This is a genomic window from Robinsoniella sp. RHS (genome assembly GCF_001029355.1).
Taxonomy (GTDB): Bacteria; Bacillota; Clostridia; order Lachnospirales; family Lachnospiraceae; genus Robinsoniella; species Robinsoniella peoriensis.
This window is the reverse complement of the sequence record NZ_JNGB01000037.1, coordinates 22,452-44,850: the sequence shown is the minus strand read 5'-3', so window position 1 is coordinate 44,850 and position 22,399 is coordinate 22,452. Positions and strand designations below refer to the sequence as shown.

Annotated in this window: 13 protein-coding genes; 10 read left to right on the top strand and 3 right to left on the bottom strand. The window is 42.2% G+C overall.

The features are described 5' to 3' along the window. The first annotated feature begins 7 nt into the window (after positions 1 to 7). Positions 8 to 4,396 (top strand): Ig-like domain-containing protein, encoded by a 4,389-nt coding sequence (locus RHS_RS31220; protein ID WP_395022717.1) that lies wholly within the window; start codon positions 8 to 10, stop codon positions 4,394 to 4,396. Positions 4,397 to 4,626: 230 nt separating this feature from the next. Here the strand turns inward: RHS_RS31220 and RHS_RS16725 are convergent, their stop codons facing one another. Together RHS_RS16725 and RHS_RS16720 are read right to left on the bottom strand one after the other, a co-directional pair. After that, complete coding sequence (locus tag RHS_RS16725; protein ID WP_044293241.1) at positions 4,627 to 6,231, bottom strand: CTP synthase; 1,605 nt, start codon at positions 6,229 to 6,231, stop codon at positions 4,627 to 4,629. A gap of 247 nt (positions 6,232 to 6,478) precedes the next feature. Then, positions 6,479 to 7,957 (bottom strand): DUF1846 domain-containing protein, encoded by a 1,479-nt coding sequence (locus RHS_RS16720; protein WP_027293252.1) that lies wholly within the window; start codon positions 7,955 to 7,957, stop codon positions 6,479 to 6,481. 196 nt (positions 7,958 to 8,153) lie between these two features. Between RHS_RS16720 and ftsH the strand changes: the two genes are divergently transcribed. The 4 genes from ftsH (at position 8,154) to RHS_RS16700 (ending at position 14,105) form a co-directional block, all read left to right on the top strand. Further along, positions 8,154 to 10,235 (top strand): ATP-dependent zinc metalloprotease FtsH, encoded by a 2,082-nt coding sequence (gene ftsH, locus RHS_RS16715; protein WP_081998763.1) that lies wholly within the window; start codon positions 8,154 to 8,156, stop codon positions 10,233 to 10,235. Between the two features lie 82 nt (positions 10,236 to 10,317). After that, positions 10,318 to 12,165, top strand: coding sequence for an excinuclease ABC subunit UvrC (gene uvrC / locus RHS_RS16710; protein WP_027293253.1), 1,848 nt, complete (start codon positions 10,318 to 10,320; stop codon positions 12,163 to 12,165). 59 nt (positions 12,166 to 12,224) lie between these two features. Next, a complete protein-coding gene (hprK, locus tag RHS_RS16705; protein ID WP_027293254.1) occupies positions 12,225 to 13,166 on the top strand; it encodes an HPr(Ser) kinase/phosphatase in 942 nt (313 codons plus the stop codon). Between the two features lie 6 nt (positions 13,167 to 13,172). Then, positions 13,173 to 14,105 carry an ROK family glucokinase gene (locus RHS_RS16700; protein WP_044293240.1) on the top strand — a complete coding sequence of 311 codons (933 nt, stop codon included), beginning with the start codon at positions 13,173 to 13,175 and terminating at the stop codon, positions 14,103 to 14,105. Positions 14,106 to 14,210: 105 nt separating this feature from the next. Here the strand turns inward: RHS_RS16700 and RHS_RS16695 are convergent, their stop codons facing one another. Further along, a complete protein-coding gene (locus RHS_RS16695; protein ID WP_047833822.1) occupies positions 14,211 to 15,266 on the bottom strand; it encodes a BtrH N-terminal domain-containing protein in 1,056 nt (351 codons plus the stop codon). 219 nt (positions 15,267 to 15,485) lie between these two features. Between RHS_RS16695 and RHS_RS16690 the strand changes: the two genes are divergently transcribed. The 5 genes from RHS_RS16690 (at position 15,486) to RHS_RS16670 (ending at position 22,318) form a co-directional block, all read left to right on the top strand. Then, positions 15,486 to 17,015 carry an ABC transporter substrate-binding protein gene (locus RHS_RS16690; protein WP_027293257.1) on the top strand — a complete coding sequence of 510 codons (1,530 nt, stop codon included), beginning with the start codon at positions 15,486 to 15,488 and terminating at the stop codon, positions 17,013 to 17,015. A gap of 124 nt (positions 17,016 to 17,139) precedes the next feature. Then, on the top strand, positions 17,140 to 18,009 hold the full coding sequence (locus RHS_RS16685; protein WP_044289842.1) for an ABC transporter permease subunit: 870 nt from the start codon (positions 17,140 to 17,142) through the stop codon (positions 18,007 to 18,009). Between the two features lie 19 nt (positions 18,010 to 18,028). Next, positions 18,029 to 18,922 (top strand): carbohydrate ABC transporter permease, encoded by an 894-nt coding sequence (locus tag RHS_RS16680; RefSeq protein WP_027293259.1) that lies wholly within the window; start codon positions 18,029 to 18,031, stop codon positions 18,920 to 18,922. Positions 18,923 to 19,002: 80 nt separating this feature from the next. Next, positions 19,003 to 20,757 carry a sensor histidine kinase gene (locus RHS_RS16675; RefSeq protein ID WP_047833821.1) on the top strand — a complete coding sequence of 585 codons (1,755 nt, stop codon included), beginning with the start codon at positions 19,003 to 19,005 and terminating at the stop codon, positions 20,755 to 20,757. Then, entirely contained in the window at positions 20,735 to 22,318 is a 1,584-nt protein-coding gene (locus RHS_RS16670) for a helix-turn-helix domain-containing protein (protein ID WP_047833820.1), read from the top strand. The genes RHS_RS16675 and RHS_RS16670 overlap by 23 nt, the downstream gene beginning before the upstream one ends. Positions 22,319 to 22,399: the final 81 nt, after the last annotated feature.

The window sequence follows — 22,399 nt, the reverse complement described above, 5'->3', positions numbered from 1 at the left end:
AGCACCAATCGAAATCGGTGAAAGCGGACAGATTAAAGAATGGTACGATGAAACTACCCTGGGAAGCATTGGTGAAAGAGGACATCGCCATATGTCACATTTACTGGGACTGTTCCCGGGAGATTTGATTTCCGTAGACAATGATCAGTATATGGATGCAGCAATCGTTTCCTTAAAAGACCGTGGTATGAAGAGTACCGGATGGGGAATGGGTCAGCGTATCAATTCCTGGGCAAGAACAGGACAGGGAAACAGTGCTTATGATTTAGTGAAGACACTGTTCAACGATGGTATCAATCCAAACCTTTTTGATTCCCATGCTCCTTTCCAGATCGATGGTAACTTTGGTTATACCTCCGGCGTTAATGAAATGTTAATGCAGAGTAATATGGGTTACATCAATGTACTTCCTGCACTTCCGGATGCATGGTCCAGCGGATCAGTAAAAGGAATTGTAGCAAGAGGAAACTTTGAGACAGATATTAACTGGGAAGATGGAAAAGCAACCAGTGTGAAGATCCTGTCAAAGAATGGTGGAGATTGTGCGGTACAGTATACTGGAATCAGCCAGGCAAATGTAGTGGATTCTAAGGGTAAGCAAGTAGAATTTACAAAATTGTCCAGAGACAGAATCCAGTTTGTATCAACACAGGGTGAAACATATACCATTACTAATTTCCCGGAACTTGCAAAGGGACCGGAAAATCTGGAAGCAGTTTATACCGGAGCAGCAGGGGTAGAATTAACCTGGGATAAAGCAGCTTCCGAAACTGCAACTTACAATGTATATCGTAAAGAAGATGGTTCTTATGAAAAAGTCGCAGAAGGTCTGACAAAAGCAAACTATACAGATAAAACAGCGGTAAAAGATATTACGAAGGTTCGATATAAAATAACCTCTGTAGAAAATGGTGTGGAAAGTCTGTATTCGGAAACCGTCAGTGCACTGGATATTACGGTAAGAGGAATGGTAGATGATACGGATTCCAGAATTGAATATAGTTCCAGATGGACTATATATAAGGATGCTGCGCATTACGGCGGTGGAATTCATTTTGTAGAAACCAGCAGTGCAGATGATACAATTTCCTTTGTATTCTCGGGTAAAGGTATCCGCGTGTATGCAACTAAGAATGCCACCTGGGGAATCATGGACGTTTACATTGACGGAGTAAAAGCAGATTCTATTGACTTCTACGATCCGACACCACAAGGCCTGAAGCAACAGATGGTTTATGAAAAAGCAGGTCTTGAGGATACGAAACATACCATTAAATTGGTGGGAACAGGAACCAGGAATCCAGCCAGTACAGGAACGAAATTAGAATTTGATGCATTCCAGGTATTAGGCGACCAGCACACCATTACTTTTGAAAGTAATAAAGAAGGAGAAGGAAATCTTCCGGAGTCTATTACAGAATATGAAGGCAGCGCGATTACATTGCCGGAATGCGGTATTACAATTGACGGTATGACTTTTGCAGGATGGAGTGACGGAGAAACCACATATGCTGCAGGTTCTAAGTATCGTATTGAGAAGAGTGATGTTACGTTAACTGCTTTATGGGAAGAAACATCCAACAAGATAGCATCCAATAAAATGACGGCAGTAGCTGACAGCCAGCAAAGTGATACACCTGGAGCTTCCGATGGTCCAGCTTCTAATGCGGTTGATGGAAATGAAAGTACTATATGGCATACTGCTTATACACATGAACCAATGCCAGATATTGAAAATGGTGTAAATAACACTTTTACAATAACACTAGACAAATTATATCAAATCAACAAATTAGAATACGTAACTCGTTCACAAGAAAATGGAAGAATATTGGGTTATGATTTGTATTATAGCACGACAGAAGATGGAGATGATTTCCAGAAAATAGAAGGCGGAAGTGGTGAATGGGCTAATAATGTAAACAAAAAAATAGCTAAGTTTACACCTGTAAGTGCAAAAAGAATTCAAATCAGGGCAACAAAGACAGCAGGTACACCAGCAAATGACTTTATTTCAGCAGCAGAATTCTACTTATATGAAACAGGTCAGACAGTCACAGACCCGACAGCAGTAACCGGAGTCAGACTGACACCGGAAGAAGTTACATTAGTAGAAGAAACCACAGCAACATTAACAGCAGCGGTAATCCCGTCTAATGCAACAAATAAAAATGTTACCTGGTCATCAAGTGATGAAGAAGTGGCAACTGTAGTTAATGGTGTAGTGAATGCACTGAAACCAGGAAATGCGACTATCACCGTAACCACAGCAGATGGAAACAAAACGGCACAATGTGCAGTAACCGTTACGGAAAAAGTAGTGATTCCGGTGAGCTCTATTACCGTATCACCAAAAGATGCAACTGTTAAAACAGGAGCAAGTGTAACTTTAACCGGGGAAATACAGCCGGAAAATGCATCTAACCAGAATATGATCTGGACTTCTGATAATGAAGGCGTAGCAACGGTAGCAGGTGGTGTTGTAACCGGTGTGGCAGAAGGAACTGCTACAATTACAGTCACATCAGCAGAAAATGATACCATACGTGATACCGCTACAATTACAGTAGAAAACGGAGAACCTGAAATTGTAGAAGTAGAAAGTGTCAGTGTTGAGCCGGCAGAATTATCATTAATAGAAGAAGGAACAAAAAAATTAACTCATACAATTACACCTTCAAATGCAACAAATCAGAATGTAAGCTGGAGTTCTGATAATGAAGCAGTGGCGACCGTTTCCCAGGCAGGAGTCGTAACCGCAATAAAAGAAGGTACTGCAAATATTACAGTTACCACAGAAAGTAACAACAAAACAGCAATCTGTAAAGTAACCGTATCAAGAAAAGATATAGCAGTTACAGGGGTAACATTATTGCCTGAAGCACTGCAAATGAAGCTAAAAGAAACAGCAACACTAACAGCAGCTGTTCAACCAGCAAATGCAACGAATCAAAACGTTTCCTGGACATCAAACAATGAAGCTGTTGCTACTGTAGATGGCGGTATAGTTACAGCAGTTGCAGATGGTAAAGCTACGATTACAGTAACCACAGAAGAAGGCGGATTCACAGCAACATGTGAAGTAACTGTAAAGAGTGAACCAGAACCGGAAATCATAAAAGTAACTGGTGTAACCCTTGATAAACAAGCAATTAATATTGAAGTAGGCAAAACAGCTGTCATTAAAGAAAGCGTTCAGCCGGAAAACGCAACCAATAAAAATGTTACCTGGGATTCAAACAACAAAACAGTTGCAAGTGTTGACAAGGGTAAGATCACAGCATTAAAAGAAGGCATCGCAGAAATCATTGTTACTACAGCGGATGGAAATAAGACAGCTACCTGTACGGTAAATGTAATACCGAAGCAGATACCGGTTGAATCCATTAAGATAAACCCATCCAGTGCAGCAATGCAGACCGGAACGAAGGCTACCTTAAGAGTAGGATATACACCGGAAAATGCAACAAATAAAGCAGTAGTGTGGGCTACGGACAATGAAGCAGTGGCAAGTGTGAGTAATGAAGGTGTTGTAACGGCGAAAGCAGCAGGAACAGCTAATATTACAGCAACAACTGTAGATGGACAGAAGTCCTCATCCTGCACCGTAATTGTTACAGAAGCACCGAAACCAACACCGGATCCGGAAGTGAAAGAGTACACTGTTATCTTTGATACAGATGGCGGATACGTTTTACCGGCAGAAATCAAAGTACAGGAAGGCAAACCTTATGGTAACCTGCCTACACCGAAAAAAGGAAGCTACAAATTCCTTGGCTGGTATCTGGGAAATACACAGGTAAAATCAACGGATATCTGTAAGGGCGATGTGACCCTGAAAGCAAAATGGAAGCTGATGGAACCTGGAAAAGTAACTGGTGTAAAAGCATCGAAACAGACAACAAACAGCATTAAAATATCATGGAAGAAGGAAACAGGAGCAAAATCATATATTGTCAGCAGTTATAACTATTCGAAGAAAAAGTGGGAGAAAATTGCAACCACCAAGAAAACTTCTTATGTAGACAAAAAGAATAAGGCTGCGACAAAATATAAATACCGTGTAACTGCTGTAAACAAAGCTGGCAGCGGTTCTGCTTCTAAATCTATGATTACAGCAACACAACCTGTAAAACCGACCATATCCCTGAAACAGTCAGGAAAGAAAGTGAAATTATCCTGGAATAAGTTTAAGGCAGATAAGATTGAAATTTTCATGAAGACAGGAAATGGAAAATATAAGAAAATTTCCACAAAACCTGGTAAAAATACAGCTTACACGAAAACCAAACTGAAAAAAAGAACCTCATACAGATTCCGTATCCGTGGATACATGGAAAGAGGAGAGAAGGTTTATGGTGCATACTCTGCATCCAAGAGAATTACAATAAAGTAAGCAGAATACGTACAAACAGATCATAGAAAAAGCCGCTTCAGCAAAGGGAACTGCACCCGTTAGTCAGACCAGAGAGTTTAACTAGTGGGTGCGGACCGAAATTGCTGTGCGGCTTTTTCTACCTATATAAATGTAGTTCCAGACAGGGATAATCGTGATAATACATCTTTATATGCTAGGAATCCAAACAGATCTGTGCGTTACAGAAATTTATATAGACGCTGTTTTGCTTATTTTTGATAGCGCAAAGCAGCCTCAACCAATCCGCGAAAGAGCGGATGCGGCCTGTTTGGACGTGACTTCAACTCCGGATGTGCCTGGGTGGCGATGAAGAACGGATGATCTTTGATTTCAACCATTTCCACAATGCGGCCGTCGGGTGAGATTCCGGAAAGGGTTAAGCCATTGTCGGTCAATGCCTTACGGTAGTCGTTATTCACCTCATAACGGTGTCGGTGGCGTTCCTGTATAGTTTCTTCACCATATAGCTCAAATGCTTTCGATGACTTGTCCAGGATACAGGGATAAGAACCAAGTCTTAAAGTGCCCCCGATGTCTTCAATACCATCCTGGTCCGGCATCAGGGAAATCACGGGATGGGTAGTGGAAGCATCCAGTTCGATGCTGTGTGCATCATGGAAACCAACCACATTTCTGGCAAATTCAACTATGGCAAGCTGCATGCCCAGACAGAGCCCAAGGAAAGGGATCTCATGTGTTCTGGCATATGCAATCGCCATAATTTTTCCTTCAATTCCCCGGTTGCCGAAACCTCCGGGAACCAGAATACCATCCACATCTCCAAGGAGATCTGAAATATTGTTCTCATTTAATAATTCTGAATCAATCCAGCGTATATTAACTGTGGCGCGGCTGGCGATACCACCATGTTTAAGGGCTTCTACAACACTGATATAGGCGTCATGGAGTTGGATATATTTACCGACAAGAGCAATTTCTACTACTTTGGTTGGATGTCGCAGAGCATTTACCATGTCTTCCCAGTCTTCCAGATTGGGCTTTGGGCATTCCAGATTCAGACATTCACATGCCACCTGGGCCAGATGCTCCTGCTCCATTGCAAGAGGTGCTTCATACAGATATTCCACATCCAGATTTTGCAGGACGTGATGATTAGGGACGTTACAGAAAAGTGCGATTTTGTCTTTGATGCCTTGTTCCAACGGCAGTTCGGAACGGCAGACAATGATATCCGGGCGAATACCCATACCCTGTAATTCTTTTACACTTGCCTGGGTGGGTTTGGTTTTCATTTCTCCCGAAGCTTTCAGGTAAGGGATTAAAGTTACGTGAATCAGAATTGCGTTTTCCCGGCCTACGTCATGCTGGAACTGACGGATGGATTCCAGGAAAGGCTGGCTTTCGATATCTCCGACCGTACCGCCGACTTCAATAATGGCAATTCTTGTTTCATCGGATGTAAAATTCCGGTAAAAACGGTTCTTAATCTCGTTTGTGATGTGGGGGATGACCTGTACAGTACCTCCGCCGAAATCACCGCGACGTTCTTTTTGCAGTACGGACCAGTAAATTTTACCGGTGGTTACATTGGAATTCTTATCAAGGCTTTCGTCAATGAACCGCTCATAGTGTCCTAAATCCAAATCCGTTTCGGCACCGTCATCTGTAACAAATACTTCGCCGTGCTGGATAGGATTCATAGTTCCGGGGTCAATATTGATGTAAGGGTCGAACTTCTGCATGGTTACCTTGTATCCCCGGGCCTTCAGTAAGCGGCCGAGTGAAGCGGCAGTGATGCCTTTTCCCAAGCCTGATACTACTCCGCCTGTTACAAATACATACTTTACTGGCATAAATTTCCTCCTGTTTTCTCAAACACACTCTCGTGCTGGTCAAAAAATAACGAAAGAATTATACACCTTCAGAGTTAATAAATACAGTGTTTTTTACAAAAAAATAAAATTTGCGCCAAATAAACAAAGATTCATTTATTTGGCGCAGATATTTGTTTAATGTCATAAAGTTAATTACCGGGTTTTATAAAAAGGTAACAAATAATAATGTGACATACAGCCTGCCAAAAGCAATTTTAATTGTAATTTAGTGATAAATACGCTTGTCCTCATATACAGGTTCAGAAGTCAGCTGGACGGAAAGACGTTTAAACTGCTTTATATCTACCATAGACAGCATAACGGAAGTATGGGCCTGACATCCGGAAAGCTTGGGAAGCTGTTCCAGTGCAAGCTTGGCATTTTCACTGGTAGCAGCAGAAATGGAAAGTGCGATCAGTATTTCATCCGTATGGAGCCTTGGGTTTTTGCTGCCCAGATATGCAGTCTTCAGAGTCTGGATAGGTTCAATGGCTTCCGGTGAAATAACATGGGCTTTATGGTCGATGCCGGCAAGTTCCTTCAATGCATTTAGAAGAAGGGCTGCGGATGCTCCCAAAAGGTCAGAAGTTTTTCCGGTAACCATTCTGCCATCAGCCAGTTCCAGGGCAGCAGCAGGGGCGCCTGTAGCTTCTGCGCGGTCCAGTGCAATCTGTACCACCTTACGGTTCGCTGCGGTCAGATGAGCCTGTTTCATGATCAGTTCGATTTTAAATACTTCTTCTTCCTGCTTTGTACCTTCCGCAAGTCCGTTCAGTGCATAATAATAGCGGCGAAGGATCTCCTGGTTAGAGGCTTCTTTGCAGGCTTCGTCATCGAAGATACAATTTCCAGCCATATTAACACCCATATCCGTAGGGGATTTATAAGGGCATTCCCCAAAAATACGCTCGAAAATAGCACCTAAGACCGGAAAGATCTCAACATCACGGTTATAATTTACAGCTTTTTCATCGTATGCTTCCAGATGGAACGGGTCAATCATATTTACATCATTTAAATCGGCTGTTGCTGCTTCATAAGCCAGATTTACAGGATGTTTCAGGGGGATATTCCAGATCGGGAAGGTTTCAAATTTGGCATAACCGGCACGAATGCCATGTTTTTGCTCGTGGTAGAGCTGGGAAAGGCAGGTTGCCATTTTTCCGCTTCCGGGACCGGGTGCTGTGATCACGACCAGCGGTCTCGTTGTTTCAATATATTCATTTTTACCATATCCGTTATCGCTGACGATTAATGGTATATTGCTTGGATAGCCTTCGATGGCATAGTGGACATACACTTTACGTCCTAATTTTTCCAGTCTGGTTTTAAAGAGCTGCGCGCTGTTCTGACCGGAATACTGTGTAATGACAACACTACCTACGTAGAGCCCTTTTTCTTCGAATGCGTCGATCAGACGGAGAACGTCTGTATCATAAGTGATCCCAAGATCACCCCGGACTTTATTCTTCTCTATGTCACCGGCGCTGATGACGATTACAATTTCTGCCTGGTCGGAGAGCTGCATCAGCATACGCAGTTTACTGTCCGGTGCAAATCCTGGAAGAACTCTGGCTGCGTGAAAGTCATCAAAAAGTTTTCCACCGAATTCCAGATAGAGTTTGTTGCCAAACTGGCTGATTCTTTTTCTGATATGCTCAGATTGCATCTGTAAGTATTTCTCGTTATCAAATCCTATTTTCATTGGTTCACCGATCCTAAATTTTATGGTATGATTCTTTACTGAATTAGTATACTACAAAGTATCAGAGTTATGCCAGTCATTTTTTGAGGATTTTTATAAAAGTTTAAGAATTATGGAGGCTTTTTCACAAACTCGATATTGATTTCTGGGTGAAGTATCTTTATAATAGAGAGGACGTATCACGAGGAGGAAGATGATGGATAATAATCAACAGCCAGGAAATGGACCGAATAACGGATCCAATAATAATAATGGCAAGCCGTCTAAAAATGGGCAGACGATCATGATATTTTTAGTAGTAACACTGATAGCCCTGGTCGGTATGAGTATTTTCAATAATATGCTGAAGAATTCTACCGAAAAAGAAATCACATATAACAAATTTATGGAAATGGTAGAGAAGAAAGAAGTCAAAAAGGTTGACATACAGTCCAGTAAGATTGTTATTACTCCTAAGGAACAGCCATTCCCAGGGGTGACGATGACGTATTATACCGGCGTTGTACCCGACCCGAACCTGACCGAAAAATTAATTGCAGCAGGTGTGGACTTTAATGGAGCGATTCCGGACATGACATCTGCAATTCTCTATAATATTTTAAGCATTGCGATCCCGCTGATTCTGATCTGGGTTGTACTTGGATTTTTCCTGAGAAAAATGTCCAAGGGCGGCGGCATGATGGGCGGTGTTGGCAAGAGCAAGGCTAAAGTATATGTGCAGAAAGAAACAGGAGTCACATTCCGGGATGTGGCAGGACAGGATGAAGCCAAGGAGTCCTTGCAGGAAGTCGTTGATTTTCTTGAAAATCCAGGAAAATACACGAAGATTGGTGCCAAGCTTCCAAAGGGTGCTCTTTTAGTAGGACCTCCTGGAACAGGTAAAACACTTCTGGCAAAGGCAGTTGCAGGAGAAGCACATGCTCCGTTCTTCTCATTATCCGGTTCTGATTTTGTGGAAATGTTCGTAGGTGTCGGTGCATCACGTGTCCGTGATTTATTTGAAGAGGCGAAAAAGAATGCGCCATGTATTATTTTTATTGATGAAATTGATGCAATCGGTAAGAGCCGTGACAGCCGTTATGGCGGTGGAAATGACGAACGTGAGCAGACCTTGAACCAGCTGCTTGCTGAGATGGATGGTTTTGATACCTCGAAGGGATTACTGATTCTGGCAGCTACAAACCGTCCGGAAGTTCTGGATCAGGCGCTTCTGCGTCCCGGTCGTTTTGACAGACGTGTAGTTGTAGATAAGCCGGATCTGAAAGGCCGTGTGGATATTCTGAAAGTACATTCCAAAAATGTTCTTCTGGATGACACCGTAGATTTGGAAGCTATTGCACTTGCTACTTCAGGAGCTGTTGGTTCCGATCTGGCAAATATGATTAATGAGGCAGCAATTCTGGCAGTTAAGAAGGGCAGAAATGTAGTTTCCCAGTCTGATTTATTTGAGTCTGTAGAAGTTGTATTAGTGGGTAAGGAAAAGAAGAACAAGATCCTGAGCAAAGAAGAGCGAAGAATTGTTTCCTACCACGAAGTAGGTCATGCATTGGTAAGTGCGCTTCAGAAGGATTCTGAGCCGGTGCAGAAGATAACTATTGTGCCAAGAACAATGGGAGCACTTGGATATGTCATGAATGTTCCGGAAGAAGAAAAATTCCTGAATTCAGAAGGTGAGATCCGCGCAAAGATTATTGAATTTGTGGCAGGGCGTGCAGCAGAAGAACTGGTATTTAACAGTGTAACAACCGGAGCCGCAAATGATATTGAGCAGGCTACCAAGCTTACCAGAGCGATGATTACACAGTATGGTATGTCGGAAACTTTTGGAATGATGGGAATTGAAAGTCCTGAGAATCAGTATCTGGAAGGCAGAACAATGTTAAATTGCAGCGACAGAACGGCAGCCGAGGTTGACCGTGAAGTTATGAAAGTGCTCAAAGATGCTTATGTAGAGGCGAAGAGACTTCTCAGCAAACATAGAATAGCACTGGATAAGATTGCTGCATTCCTCATTGAAAAGGAAACCATTACCGGTAAAGAGTTTATGAAGATTTTCCACGAAGTGGAAGCAGAAGATAAGGCGGCCTTGGAAGGTTCTGCGGCAGGAGCTGTTGAAGGTGCCAGCCAGCCTCAGTTGGAAGCGGAAAGTAATCATCAGGTAAAAGCTGCAGAAATTGATGCATCGGTTTCTGGTGATAATGTGCAGCAGATACAAAAGCAGTCTGAAAATGTGGATACTGTGGATAAGAATCCCGATAACAACACTGTGTGTGAATAAATTCTTTAAAAGACAAGATAAAATACAGTAAATTTGTGAATAACAGATTTGCTGTATTTTTTTAGAAAGGGAGGTGGTATCGTTGTTTGATATCCAGGAGGAACTTAAGAAACTACCGGCGAAGCCGGGTGTATATATTATGCATGATGCAAAGGATGCCATAATCTATGTAGGAAAGGCAATCAGTCTCAAGAACCGGGTACGGCAGTATTTTCAAAGCAGCAGAAATAAGGGTGCTAAAATCGAACAGATGGTGACAAAGATCCGCCGCTTCGAATACATCATTACAGATTCGGAGCTGGAAGCGCTGGTTTTGGAATGTAATCTGATTAAGGAACACAGACCAAAGTACAATACCATGTTAAAAGATGATAAGTCCTATCCATTTATTAAGGTTACGGTACAGGAGGAATATCCCAGGGTTTTATTTGCACGGATTATGAAAAAGGACAAATGCAAATATTTCGGACCTTATACCAGTGCCGGAGCGATTAAGGATACGATTGAGCTGATTAACAAGCTGTATAAGCTGCGTACCTGCAACAGAAGCCTGCCAAGGGACATCGGGAATGAGAGACCCTGTCTGAATTACCATATTAAACAGTGCAACGCCCCCTGTCAGGGCTATGTTACCAAAGAGGAATACCGTAATCAGGTGAATGAAGCTATTGCTTTTCTGGACGGAAATTATGATCCGGTAATTAAAATGCTGGAGCAGAGGATGCAGGATGCTTCTGAACGAATGGATTTTGAAGCGGCAATCGAACAGAGAGAGCTTCTGAACAGCGTGAAACAGATTGCCCAAAAGCAGAAGATCACCATGAGTGATGGGGAAGATAAGGATATTATTGCAATGGCTTCCGATGATACGGATGCTGTGGTACAGGTGTTTTTTGTACGGTCGGGCAGGCTGATTGGAAGGGACCACTTCTATCTGAGAGTAGCTCCCCACGATACAAAAGGAATGGTTTTAGACAGTTTTATCAAGCAGTTTTATGCAGGGACACCATTTATTCCCAAGGAACTGATGATCCAGGAAGAAGTGGAAGACTGCGAGGTTATTGAACAGTGGCTTTCTAAGAAAAGAGGACAGAGGGTACATATCAAAGTTCCCAAAAAAGGCACGAAAGAAAAACTGGTAGAATTGGCGGCCAGAAACGCAGAATTGGTTTTAAGCCAGGATAAAGAAAAAATCAAACGGGAAGAAGGACGAACCATTGGCGCCATGAAAGAGATTGCAGGCCTGCTGGGGCTTGAGAATGTAGTGCGTGTGGAAGCGTTTGATATTTCCAATATCAGTGGATTTGAATCGGTAGGATCCATGATTGTATACGAAAAGGGTAAACCAAAACGAAGCGATTACCGTAAGTTTAAGATCCAATCGGTAAAGGGACCGGATGATTATGCCAGCATGGAAGAAGTGCTGACCAGAAGATTCAGCCATGGTCTTGCTGAGCTTGAGGAAGCGAAACAGGAGAAAGAATTCAGCAGTTTCAGCAGATTTCCGGATCTGATCATGATGGACGGCGGTAAGGGCCAGGTCAATGTAGCGCTGAGGGTTATGGATAATCTGAAAATGAACATTCCGGTCTGCGGTATGGTCAAAGATGATAATCACAGAACCAGAGGATTATTTTTTAATAATGTAGAAATACCAATTGAAAAGTCTTCGGAAGGTTTTCGTCTGATTACCAGAATTCAGGACGAGGCACATCGTTTTGCCATTGAATATCACAGGTCCCTTAGAAGCAAGCAGCAGGTACATTCTATTCTGGATGATATTGATGGAATCGGGCCTGCCAGGAGAAAGGCATTGATGCGGACATTTAAGTCTCTGGAAGCCATTAGGGATGCTTCCGAAGAGGAACTTGCCAAGGCGCCGTCCATGAATGCAAATAGTGCAAAAAAAGTGTATGATTTCTTTCATTGATGTTCGGGCATAATTATGATAATATTAACATATTAATTAAATTTTGAAGGAGAAGAGATATGGCAAGTGTAGCTTTAAGCAAGTTGGTTGAGAAACTGGATTTAAAGAATATGACTCCGGATGTGGATATGTCTGCTATTAAGATTACCCTCCCGGATATTAACCGTCCTGCATTGCAGCTGACGGGATATTTTGATCATTTTGATTCTGATCGCGTACAGATTATCGGATATGTGGAATACACCTATCTGGAACATTTAGACAGAGAAAAGAAGCTTCCGATATATGAGCAGTTTATTTCCAGTAAGATACCATGTATCGTATACACCACAAGGACAGAGCCGGATGCAGATATGATGGAACTGGCGAATAAATATAATGTTCCTATTTTCACTACCAGGAAGACTACATCCTCTTTTATGGCTGAGATTATCCGCTGGCTGAATGTGGAACTGGCTCCCTGTATTTCCATACACGGCGTTCTGGTGGACGTTTATGGTGAAGGGGTCCTGATTATGGGCGAAAGCGGTATTGGTAAGAGTGAGGCTGCATTGGAGCTGATTAAGAGAGGGCACCGGCTTGTTTCGGATGACGTTGTTGAGATCCGTAAAGTCAGTGACGAAACAATAATTGGTTCTGCACCGGATATAACCAGGCATTTCATCGAACTCCGCGGTATAGGAATCATTGATGTGAAAACACTGTTTGGTGTGGAAAGTGTTAAGAATACACAGTCTATCGATCTGGTAATTAAACTGGAAGAATGGGACAGAGAAAAAGAATATGACAGACTGGGATTGGAAGAGGAATATACAGAGTTCCTTGGAAATCAGGTGGTTTGCCATTCATTGCCGATCCGTCCGGGCAGAAACCTGGCTGTTATCGTAGAATCTGCTGCAGTTAACCACAGACAGAAAAAGATGGGTTATAATGCTGCGCAGGAATTATATAACCGCGTACAGAATAGTCTTGCAAAAAGACGCGGTCCAGAAGGAGAATAAAGAATTATGAAGAAATATTGTTTTGGAATTGATATTGGCGGTACATCCGTAAAATGCGGTCTCTTTGACGTGAAAGGGGAAGTTCTTGACAAATGGGAAATTAAAACAAGAACAGAGAATAACGGAATTAATATTATTCCGGATGTGGCAGGCGCTATCAATAATAAAATATTAGAAAAGCAGCTGGAAAGAGAAGATATCGCAGGCGTTGGTATCGGCGTACCGGGACCGGTTAACGAAGCAGGTGATATCCTGTGTGCAGTAAATCTTCACTGGGGCTATGTAAATCTCGTGGAACAGATGGAAAAGCTGATTGGTCTTCCTGTAAAAGCCGGAAACGATGCCAATGTAGCGGCTCTTGGAGAGATGTGGAAAGGCGGCGGCGCCGGATATCATAATGTAGTTATGGTAACTCTTGGTACGGGTGTTGGCGGCGGAATCATTATTAATGGACAGATCGTTACGGGTTCTCATGGAGCAGGCGGAGAGATCGGCCATGTTCATGTGGAAGACAGTATGGAAGAAGCATGCAACTGCGGTAACAAAGGCTGTCTGGAACAGGTAGCATCCGCAACCGGTATTGTCAGATTAGCCAATGCACGTCTGGCTGCTGATGCAGAGCCGTCTGTACTTCGTGATGGAGAAGTATCAGCTAAAACAGTATTTGATGCTGTGAAAGCAGAAGATAAAGTAGCAATGGAAATAGCAGAAAGTTTTGGTAAATATCTGGGCAGTGCCCTGTCTGTAATCGCAGGTGTGGTAGATCCGGAAGTCTTCGTTATTGGCGGAGGCGTTTCAAAAGCCGGAGATATTTTACTGGATTATATTCGTAAATACTATAATACATATGCTTTCAGTGCCTGTAAAGATGCTGTGTTTGCACTGGCGGAGCTGGGTAATGATGCAGGGATCTTCGGCGCAGCTAAGATGATCCTGTAGGCATACTTACAGAGGCATACAGTAAAAGGATTCATAATAGAAATAGACCACATTCCTCTAAAACATGCACAGGCAGGAATCTTATCCTGCCTGACCGGGCATATATCAGAGGTGCTGTGGTCTTTTCAAATCCAGAAGTTCCTGAAAAAGTTCTGTTTCCTGAGTATGGATGTATTCAACTTTGACAGATATGCCTGCCAGAAGATCAGTATCTCCGGTTTCGGACAGGGCCCACATCGCATCAGCCACAGTATCCCATTGATCAGCCACGGCTAAAAAGCGTACACCGATATCTTTTAAATTTTCTAAGCCAGTAACGTCAGCAGCTTCGATTAAAAAATCCCCATACATACTTCGGAAAATTCCACCACCGGTACCGCCGTCGGCGTGAATCATAAAATAATTCGTACTACCGGATCTTTTTCTTTTTTCTAAATCAAAATTTTTCCATTTCAAAACTTCTTTCGAAAACTTTTTAATTCCATTCAGTCCAAGGAGATGGGCAGGCGCATTTCGCATACTAAGGCAATTTTCCTGTATAGCGTCCAGTATCATTTCCTTTGAAACGGGACGGATGTGGGAGAAATCAAATTCCAGATATTTGTTATGTGCAGGAAACGGGCGATGATGGCTGGAACGTGCATTTTCTGTTTCTTCATAAGATACCAGGTGGTAATCCCGGGCAATGCTGCCTTTGGGAGTACGGATTGGATGATGGCTGCTGTCACGATCGCTGATATAGAATATCTTCTGATCATCGTTATATCCGAATAATACAACAGCATGGGCGCCAAAATGATAGTCCTCATCCAGGTTTAAATATTTTAAGTAGGGCATATCAACATAGATGAAAACGGGATGGTTCTGGTCGATGGAATTCCTGGCGGATGCAAATGCTTTCATATAATCCTTTTGCTGACGGCAGCGGATGGTTATATTCAGCCTGTTAGCCAGAATTTCTTCAAAGACAAAAGGTTTGATACGTCCGTTAATCATGGGGGAGGATGCCTGGTTCAGATAACAAAACGATATGCCGCAACCCAGACCAAGAAGCATTTCTTCTGACATCGGATGTCCATAGTAATTGAAAATTTGTTTTAGAGCATTTGTGATACAGTGTTTTCCGCCGCCGGGGGTAAAATCAGAAATTATTTTTTTCATATCAGATACCTTTCTGGAAAATAAATTTGTTTGGTAAGTATAGAATAAGGGGTGCCGCGCGGGGGAAAGTCAAGAGGGAAAGGAGAATTTACAGATAGTCGGATGGATAGTCCGAATTGTAACAGTACAAAGTCCTTATAGTTGTAGAAATAAAAATCCTGCTATTCTATAATACCCGTATCAAATAAAACATTAACGGAGGAAAAGGAGGATTATGATATGAAGTTTAAAAAAGTTATGGCGGGAGTACTGTGCACTGCACTGGCAGCAGGTATGATATCCGGATGCGGCGGAAACACTGAGGGAAGCAGTAGTGGTAACGGCAAAGAAAGTACAGCTGCAGCGGCGGATTCAAAAAGCGAAGAAACTTATAAGGTTACCATGGCATATATCGGCGATGCTTATGAAGAAGCAGAGCCTGCAGTTCTGGAGAAAGTGAATGAAATATTGAAAAAGGATATCAACATGGAGCTGGATCTGGTACCTTGTTCCTGGGGGACTTATACCAATGAATTGTCCCTGATGCTATCCGGAGACGAAGCTTTGGATATTGTTCCAATAATTGTAACCAATGCAGCGGGGTATGTAAGTAATGGACAGGTGCTGGACTTGACGGATTATATTGAAAAATATGGTACCAACATGAAGAAATATGTGGATGCAGATTTCCTGAAATCGCCCCGGATCGGTGATTTTACGTATGGGGTAACGACTATGCGGGAACAGATCACCTGGGAAGGAATAATGATGAGAACGGATCTTTTAGAGGAATCCGGATTCAAGGCAGAGGATATCAAAAGCGTGGATGATTTGGACAAGATTTTTGCAGCGGTAAAGGAAAAGCATCCGGATATGACTATGCTTGCAAGTACACAGGCAGGAACTCCGTTATTCAGATGGGAAACGGCAGATTTTCTCACAGATGGATTTGGAACGCTGATGGATAAAGGGCAGTCTACGGATGTTGTGAACCTCTATGAGACAGAGGAATTTAAAACATTTGCAAAGAAATTATATGACTGGAATCAGGCGGGATACATTTCCAAGGACGGTGCCACTACTACCGAAATACTGGTAAATCAGGTAAAGGCCGGAACGGCATTTTCCTATTTTACACCCCTCAAAGCAGGTGCCGAGGAACAGGATGAATTGTCAACGGGTTATGATTTAAGTTCTGCCTCGTTATTTGGTGATCCATATATCACAAGTTACAGTGTGAACTTTAATACCTGGGGAATTGCACGGAATTCAAAGAATCCGGATAAGGCGTTCCAGTGTCTGGACTATATCTATGGAAGTCCCGAGATTATGAATTTGCTGAACTGGGGTATTGAAGGAGAACATTATCAATTTGTGGATAAGGAAAAGGGGATCATCACTTATCCGGAAGGTGTTGATGCATCCAATAAGAAATATGGTTTGAATATTGGCTGGGAACTTCCGAATCAGACAATTGCCTATGTCTGGGAAGGGGAAGATCCATCAAAATGGGATACACAAAATGAATTAATCCAGAAGGCATCCAGATCAAAGGCGCTGGGATTTACCTATGATTCTACCAATGTGGCAGGGGAATTAACTGCATTGACAAATGCAAAGAACCAATTTTATGACGCCATTGGAACGGGGTCACTGGAGCCGGAAGCGGCAATCGGGCAGTTTAATGATGCGCTTTACAAAGCGGGGCTGCAGACTGTAATAGATGAGAAGCAGAAACAGTTGGATGAATGGCTGGCAGCGCAAAAGTAGGAAGGAGAACTTTATGGCATTTCGGAAGGTAAATGGTACAGAACAAGGTACGGCAGCCATTGCAGCAGCAGGGCGTAAAAAGAGCAAAAGAGTACAATTCAGAAAGTGGCTGCCGGTATTTATCATGATGGCGCCCGCACTGATTTATCTATTGATTAATAATTATCTTCCGATGCTGGGATTGGTAATTGCATTCAAAAAGGTGAATTTTTCCACAGGGATTTTTCAAAGTCCCTGGTGCGGGCTGGATAATTTTAAGTTTTTATTTAATACAAGTGATGCGTGGACCATAACCAGAAATACGCTGTTGTATAATTTCGCTTTTATCATTGTAAATACCCTGATGGGGATTCTGATTGCGGTTCTCATAAGTGAAATCCGGTCTAAAAAGGGGAAGACGATTTATCAAAGTTCGGTATTGCTGCCATTTTTGATGTCCTATGTAATCGTTTCCTATATTGTATACGCTCTGTTTAGCGGAGACAATGGAATGCTGAATAATACTATACTTCCGGCATTTGGCATGGAGCCTGTAAACTGGTATGCAGAGGCAAAGTATTGGCCGGTAATTCTGGTGGTTGTGAACTGCTGGAAGGGCGTGGGCTATGGAACCCTTATTTATATCGCTGCTATTGCAGGAATTGACAGTTCCTATTACGAAGCGGCAGCTCTTGACGGTGCAGGAAAATTAAAGCAGATTTTTTATGTAACACTTCCGGCACTGGTTCCTTCTATTATAACATTAACGCTGCTGAACATAGGAAGAATTTTTTATTCGGATTTCAGCCTGTTCTATCAGGTGCCCATGAACTCCGGGATGTTATATGCCACCACACAAACCATAGATACCTATGTATATAGGGGGCTCTTGACTCTGGGGGATGTTGGTATGTCTTCGGCAGCCGGATTTTATCAATCCTGTGTAGGATTTATTCTGGTCATGGTATCTAATCTGATCGTGAAAAAGATCAGCCCAGATAACGCACTTTTTTAGGAAAGGAGAGTCATAGATTATGATAATAAGTAAATCACAAAAGACTGCAATGGTCTTTGTACATATTTTTTTAACTGCTTTGGCGCTAATGATGATTCTGCCGTTTATACTGCTGTTTATCGGTTCTATAACGGAAGAAAATACGCTGATTGCAAATGGATACTCTTTCTTTCCAAAGGTATTAAGTACATCCGCTTATGAATATTTAATTCAAAGCTCGGGAGAGATTGGAAGAGCGTACATGATGACCATTCTCATCACGGTAGTGGGGACGGGGTTAAATATTTTGCTTTCATCTATGCTGGCTTATGGTTTGTCCCTCCAGAATCTGCCATTTAAACGGCTGATCTCCTTTTTTGTATTTTTTACCATGCTGTTTAATGGAGGTCTGGTTCCCACGTATCTGATGTATACCACTTATTTACATATCAAAGATACTTTTGCCGGACTGGTTGTTCCCCAATTCCTGGTCAGCGCTATGAATGTTATTATGATTCGGACATTTTTTACAAACAGTATTCCATCGGCACTTTACGAAGCAGCCAACATTGATGGAGCCGGGCATTTTCGGATTTTTAAAACTATTGTTCTGCCTCTTGGAAAACCGATTCTGGTATCTATGGGACTCTTTTCCGCTCTGACCTATTGGAATGACTGGACCAATGCGCTGTATTATATCCGGGATAAGAGAAGCCTGTGGGGGATACAGAGTCTGTTAAATAAAATGATTACAGATATCCAGTATCTTGCCCAGAACCCCAATGCGGGGGCTCAGGTGGATATGAGTAATATGCCAAGCGCATCTATGCGTATGGCAATCGCATTTATCGGCGTGCTTCCCATTCTTTGTATTTTCCCATTCCTGCAGAAGTATTTTGCAAAAGGTATTGCGGTAGGGGCTGTCAAAGGTTAAACTAAAACAAACGAATGATATAGGCAAGGCAGCCATCTGTTGGCGGAAGTTCAGAAGATCGTAATGGGGGGACCGGCAATATGTTATCAAAAGAAAAGCGTACTATGGAGGAGAAATTTCGGAAATATGATTTTGTCAGGTTACTGAAGTGGTTTTCTTTGCTGCTTATTCTAATGGTAATTATTAATGTCGGACTTAGTATGTATGCCTCCTATACGGTTTCAAAATACAGCCGTGACGGAAGAATTCAGGTTCTGGACAGCCAGATTCAGTGGATTCAGAATACCATGGATACAATAAAAGAAAATGTAGCCACAGAGCTTGGATATGATATCGAGCTGGAAAGGCTGGCTAGTGTCACAGACGAACGGGAATCCATACTGCTGCAAAGAAGTGTGAAGAAGCAGTTAAGCAAATGGAGCGTACAGAGTGATCATCTTGTAAACTATGCGGTATATCTTCAAAAAGGGGAGATTATGGTAAATGGATGTGCTACGGATTCTGCCTATGATAATTGGAGAAAGGCCGGAGGAAAGCTGCTTAAATTTGCCATAGAAGAAGCAGAAAAGGGCAGGTGGCTCATGCACGATTTAGATGGGGAAACTTACCTGATATATGTGCGCAGGAATAATGACATGTATATGTTTTCCTGGATGCAGTTAAACCAGCTGCTGCGCTCTGTTGATAACAATGCTTTTGGAGAGGATTATTATATCGCCGTCACCTCAAAGGAAAATGTAGTATACAGCGGAAGTGAAAAGCTGAAAGAGGATCGTATTGATCTGTCGGGGGTTTCAGATGATGAAGTGAGCGTAAGCCTATTAAAAGGGTATACGGTGATCCGGCGTCCCGGCACGGAAGATTATGACTTCACACTGGTGATTCATGAACAGAATGTAATGAATCTCTTGAAATTTCAGTTTGTTGCAGGCATGTCAATTACAATTCTCGGACTTTTTTTACTGATATTCCTTTACTTCTTGTATCGGACATTGGTACATCCGATTCAGACATTTACAGAGAACATTGACCGCCTGAACGAAGACGAGGGTTACTCGGTAGCTACTCATTACCAGATTAACGAACTTGGAAAGGCAAGTGAGATGCTTGCCAACCTGGTAAGCCGGATTAAGAATCTGAAAATTAATATCTACGAAAAGACGTTAGAACAGCAAAAAATCAAAATGGATTTCCTGACGCTTCAAATTGAACCGCATTTTTACTTGAATTGTCTGAACATTATCTACAATATGGCACAGATGGGAAAAGACAAAGAAATACAGGAGTTATCCAAAAATGTATCCGCATATTTAAGGTATATTTTTAAGAGTAATGAAAACATGGTATGTTTGGGTGAGGAACTTGAACACACCAGGAGATATCTTAAAATTCAGGAAATTCGTTATAAAGGAGGATTCCGTTCCGACATCCATGTAGAAGAAAGTGTTTTGGATGCAAAAATACCACCCCTGATACTGCAGACCTTTGTAGAAAATACAATCAAACATGCTATGACCTTTGATTACGAAACGAAAATTCTGGTGATTGTACGCAGAGTAAAAATACATGGTAAGTATAAGCTGGAATTGATTGTGGAAGATAACGGAGAAGGATTTCAGGCGGATATCATGGAAAAATTGAACCGGAAAGAAGATATCTCCCATGATGGCAAACAGATAGGGGTTATGAATGTGATTAAACGTCTGGGGCTTTTCTTTGGAAATGAAGCAGAAGCAGAGTTCTACAACAAAGAGGATCAGGGAGCAGGGGTTCGGCTGTATATGCCATTTATTTGGAACGAGGAGGAAAAGGATGAACTTATTACTTGTAGATGATGACGCCTATGTATTGGAAGCCGTTAAAAATACCCTGGACTGGAAACAACTTCAGATTGAAAATGTCTATACTGCCCAGAGTGTTAGAAATGCAAAAAAGATCATACTGGATGTACCGATTCATCTGGTGGTTTCCGATATTGAAATGCCACGTGAAAATGGACTGGAACTGATCTCGTGGATACGGCAGCAGGATCTTGTGATAAAGGATATCCTTCTCACCAGCTATGCGGAGTTTGAATACGCAAGACAGGCGGTGAAGCTGGGGTGTTTTGCTTATACGCTAAAACCAATTGATTATGGAGAACTTGAGGAGCTTTTGAGAAAGGCAGCAGCGGCAGAGCAGGAGGAACTGGAGCGGCTGGATTACCGCAGATACTATGATCACTGGAACCAGACAGAAAAGAGCCGGAAGGAATCTTTCTTTCGGGGGCTGATGCTGGAGCAGCAGATCCCAGGCCAAAAGGATCTGGAAGCTGCACTGGAGCGTTATATGCTTCGCTATGAAGATTCAGTCCGGTTTGTAGTAGCAGTCTGCCAGCTTTACGATTATGAATGGGCTTATAATGATCTGGGTATGGGAATGCTGGTATGGTCTATGAAAAATGTGTTAGAAGAGTTGTTTGACACTCCGGATACACATGTAGAATGTGTGCTTTCCCATACGGAATCTTCCTGCATTGTAGTGATTAAAACCATGGGAGAAGATGCACTTTACAAAATAGGGGAAAAAGGGAAAAACCTGATCGAAAATATTACAAGGCATTTTCGGTCAAATTGTTGTTTTGCAGTGGGAAATGTCTGCAGAATACTTCAAATACAGGAAAGCTTTGCAGATGTGGCACAGATGCTGGATCACTGTGCAGACGGGGAAGGACAGGTGGTAATGCAGCAGGACTTTGTGTATAAAGAAGCAGATTATCAGCCGCCCAATTGGCAGATCTGGGAGAGCCTCATGCAGGAGAGCAGTTCTATCATGCCTGTTGTGAATGAGTATTTAGACAACCTTGTAAAAAGAAAATCTGCAAATAAAGAGATACTCTCCAGATTCACACTGGATTTCGCCCATACATTCCGCCTTGCTTATCAAAAAGAAGGTATCAGCACGGAAGAATTGGAAGAAGCTGGATACCGTATACATAACTTAAAGGATGCCATACATTCCGTAAAGGAATGTAAAATATTTATTGAAAAGATGGTGGGGGAGGCCGCCAGGCTTCTGAATGAAAAGCAGCAGTCTAATTCAGTAGTAGAAAAGGTGAAAAGATTTATTGATGAAAATCCTGATCAGGAAATAACCAGAGAATCGTTAGCAGAAAAAGTATATTTGAATCCGGACTATCTGGCTAGAATTTTTAAAAAAGAGGTAGGGGAACCCATCGGTGTATATCTGGCAAATCAGAGAATCAGACTGGCTAAGGAATATTTGGAAAAGACGGAAGAACCGGTGAATCTGATTTCCATAAAAGCAGGATATGATAATTTTTCCTATTTTTCAAAGATGTTTAAAAATATGGTGGGGATGTCGCCAAAGGAATACCGCAGTCAATTTCGAAAATAAAGAGGATATACTGTAATAAAAAAATGGAGAAGAAATCTTATTATTTAGATTTCTTCTCCGTTTTTTACTGTATACAATGGT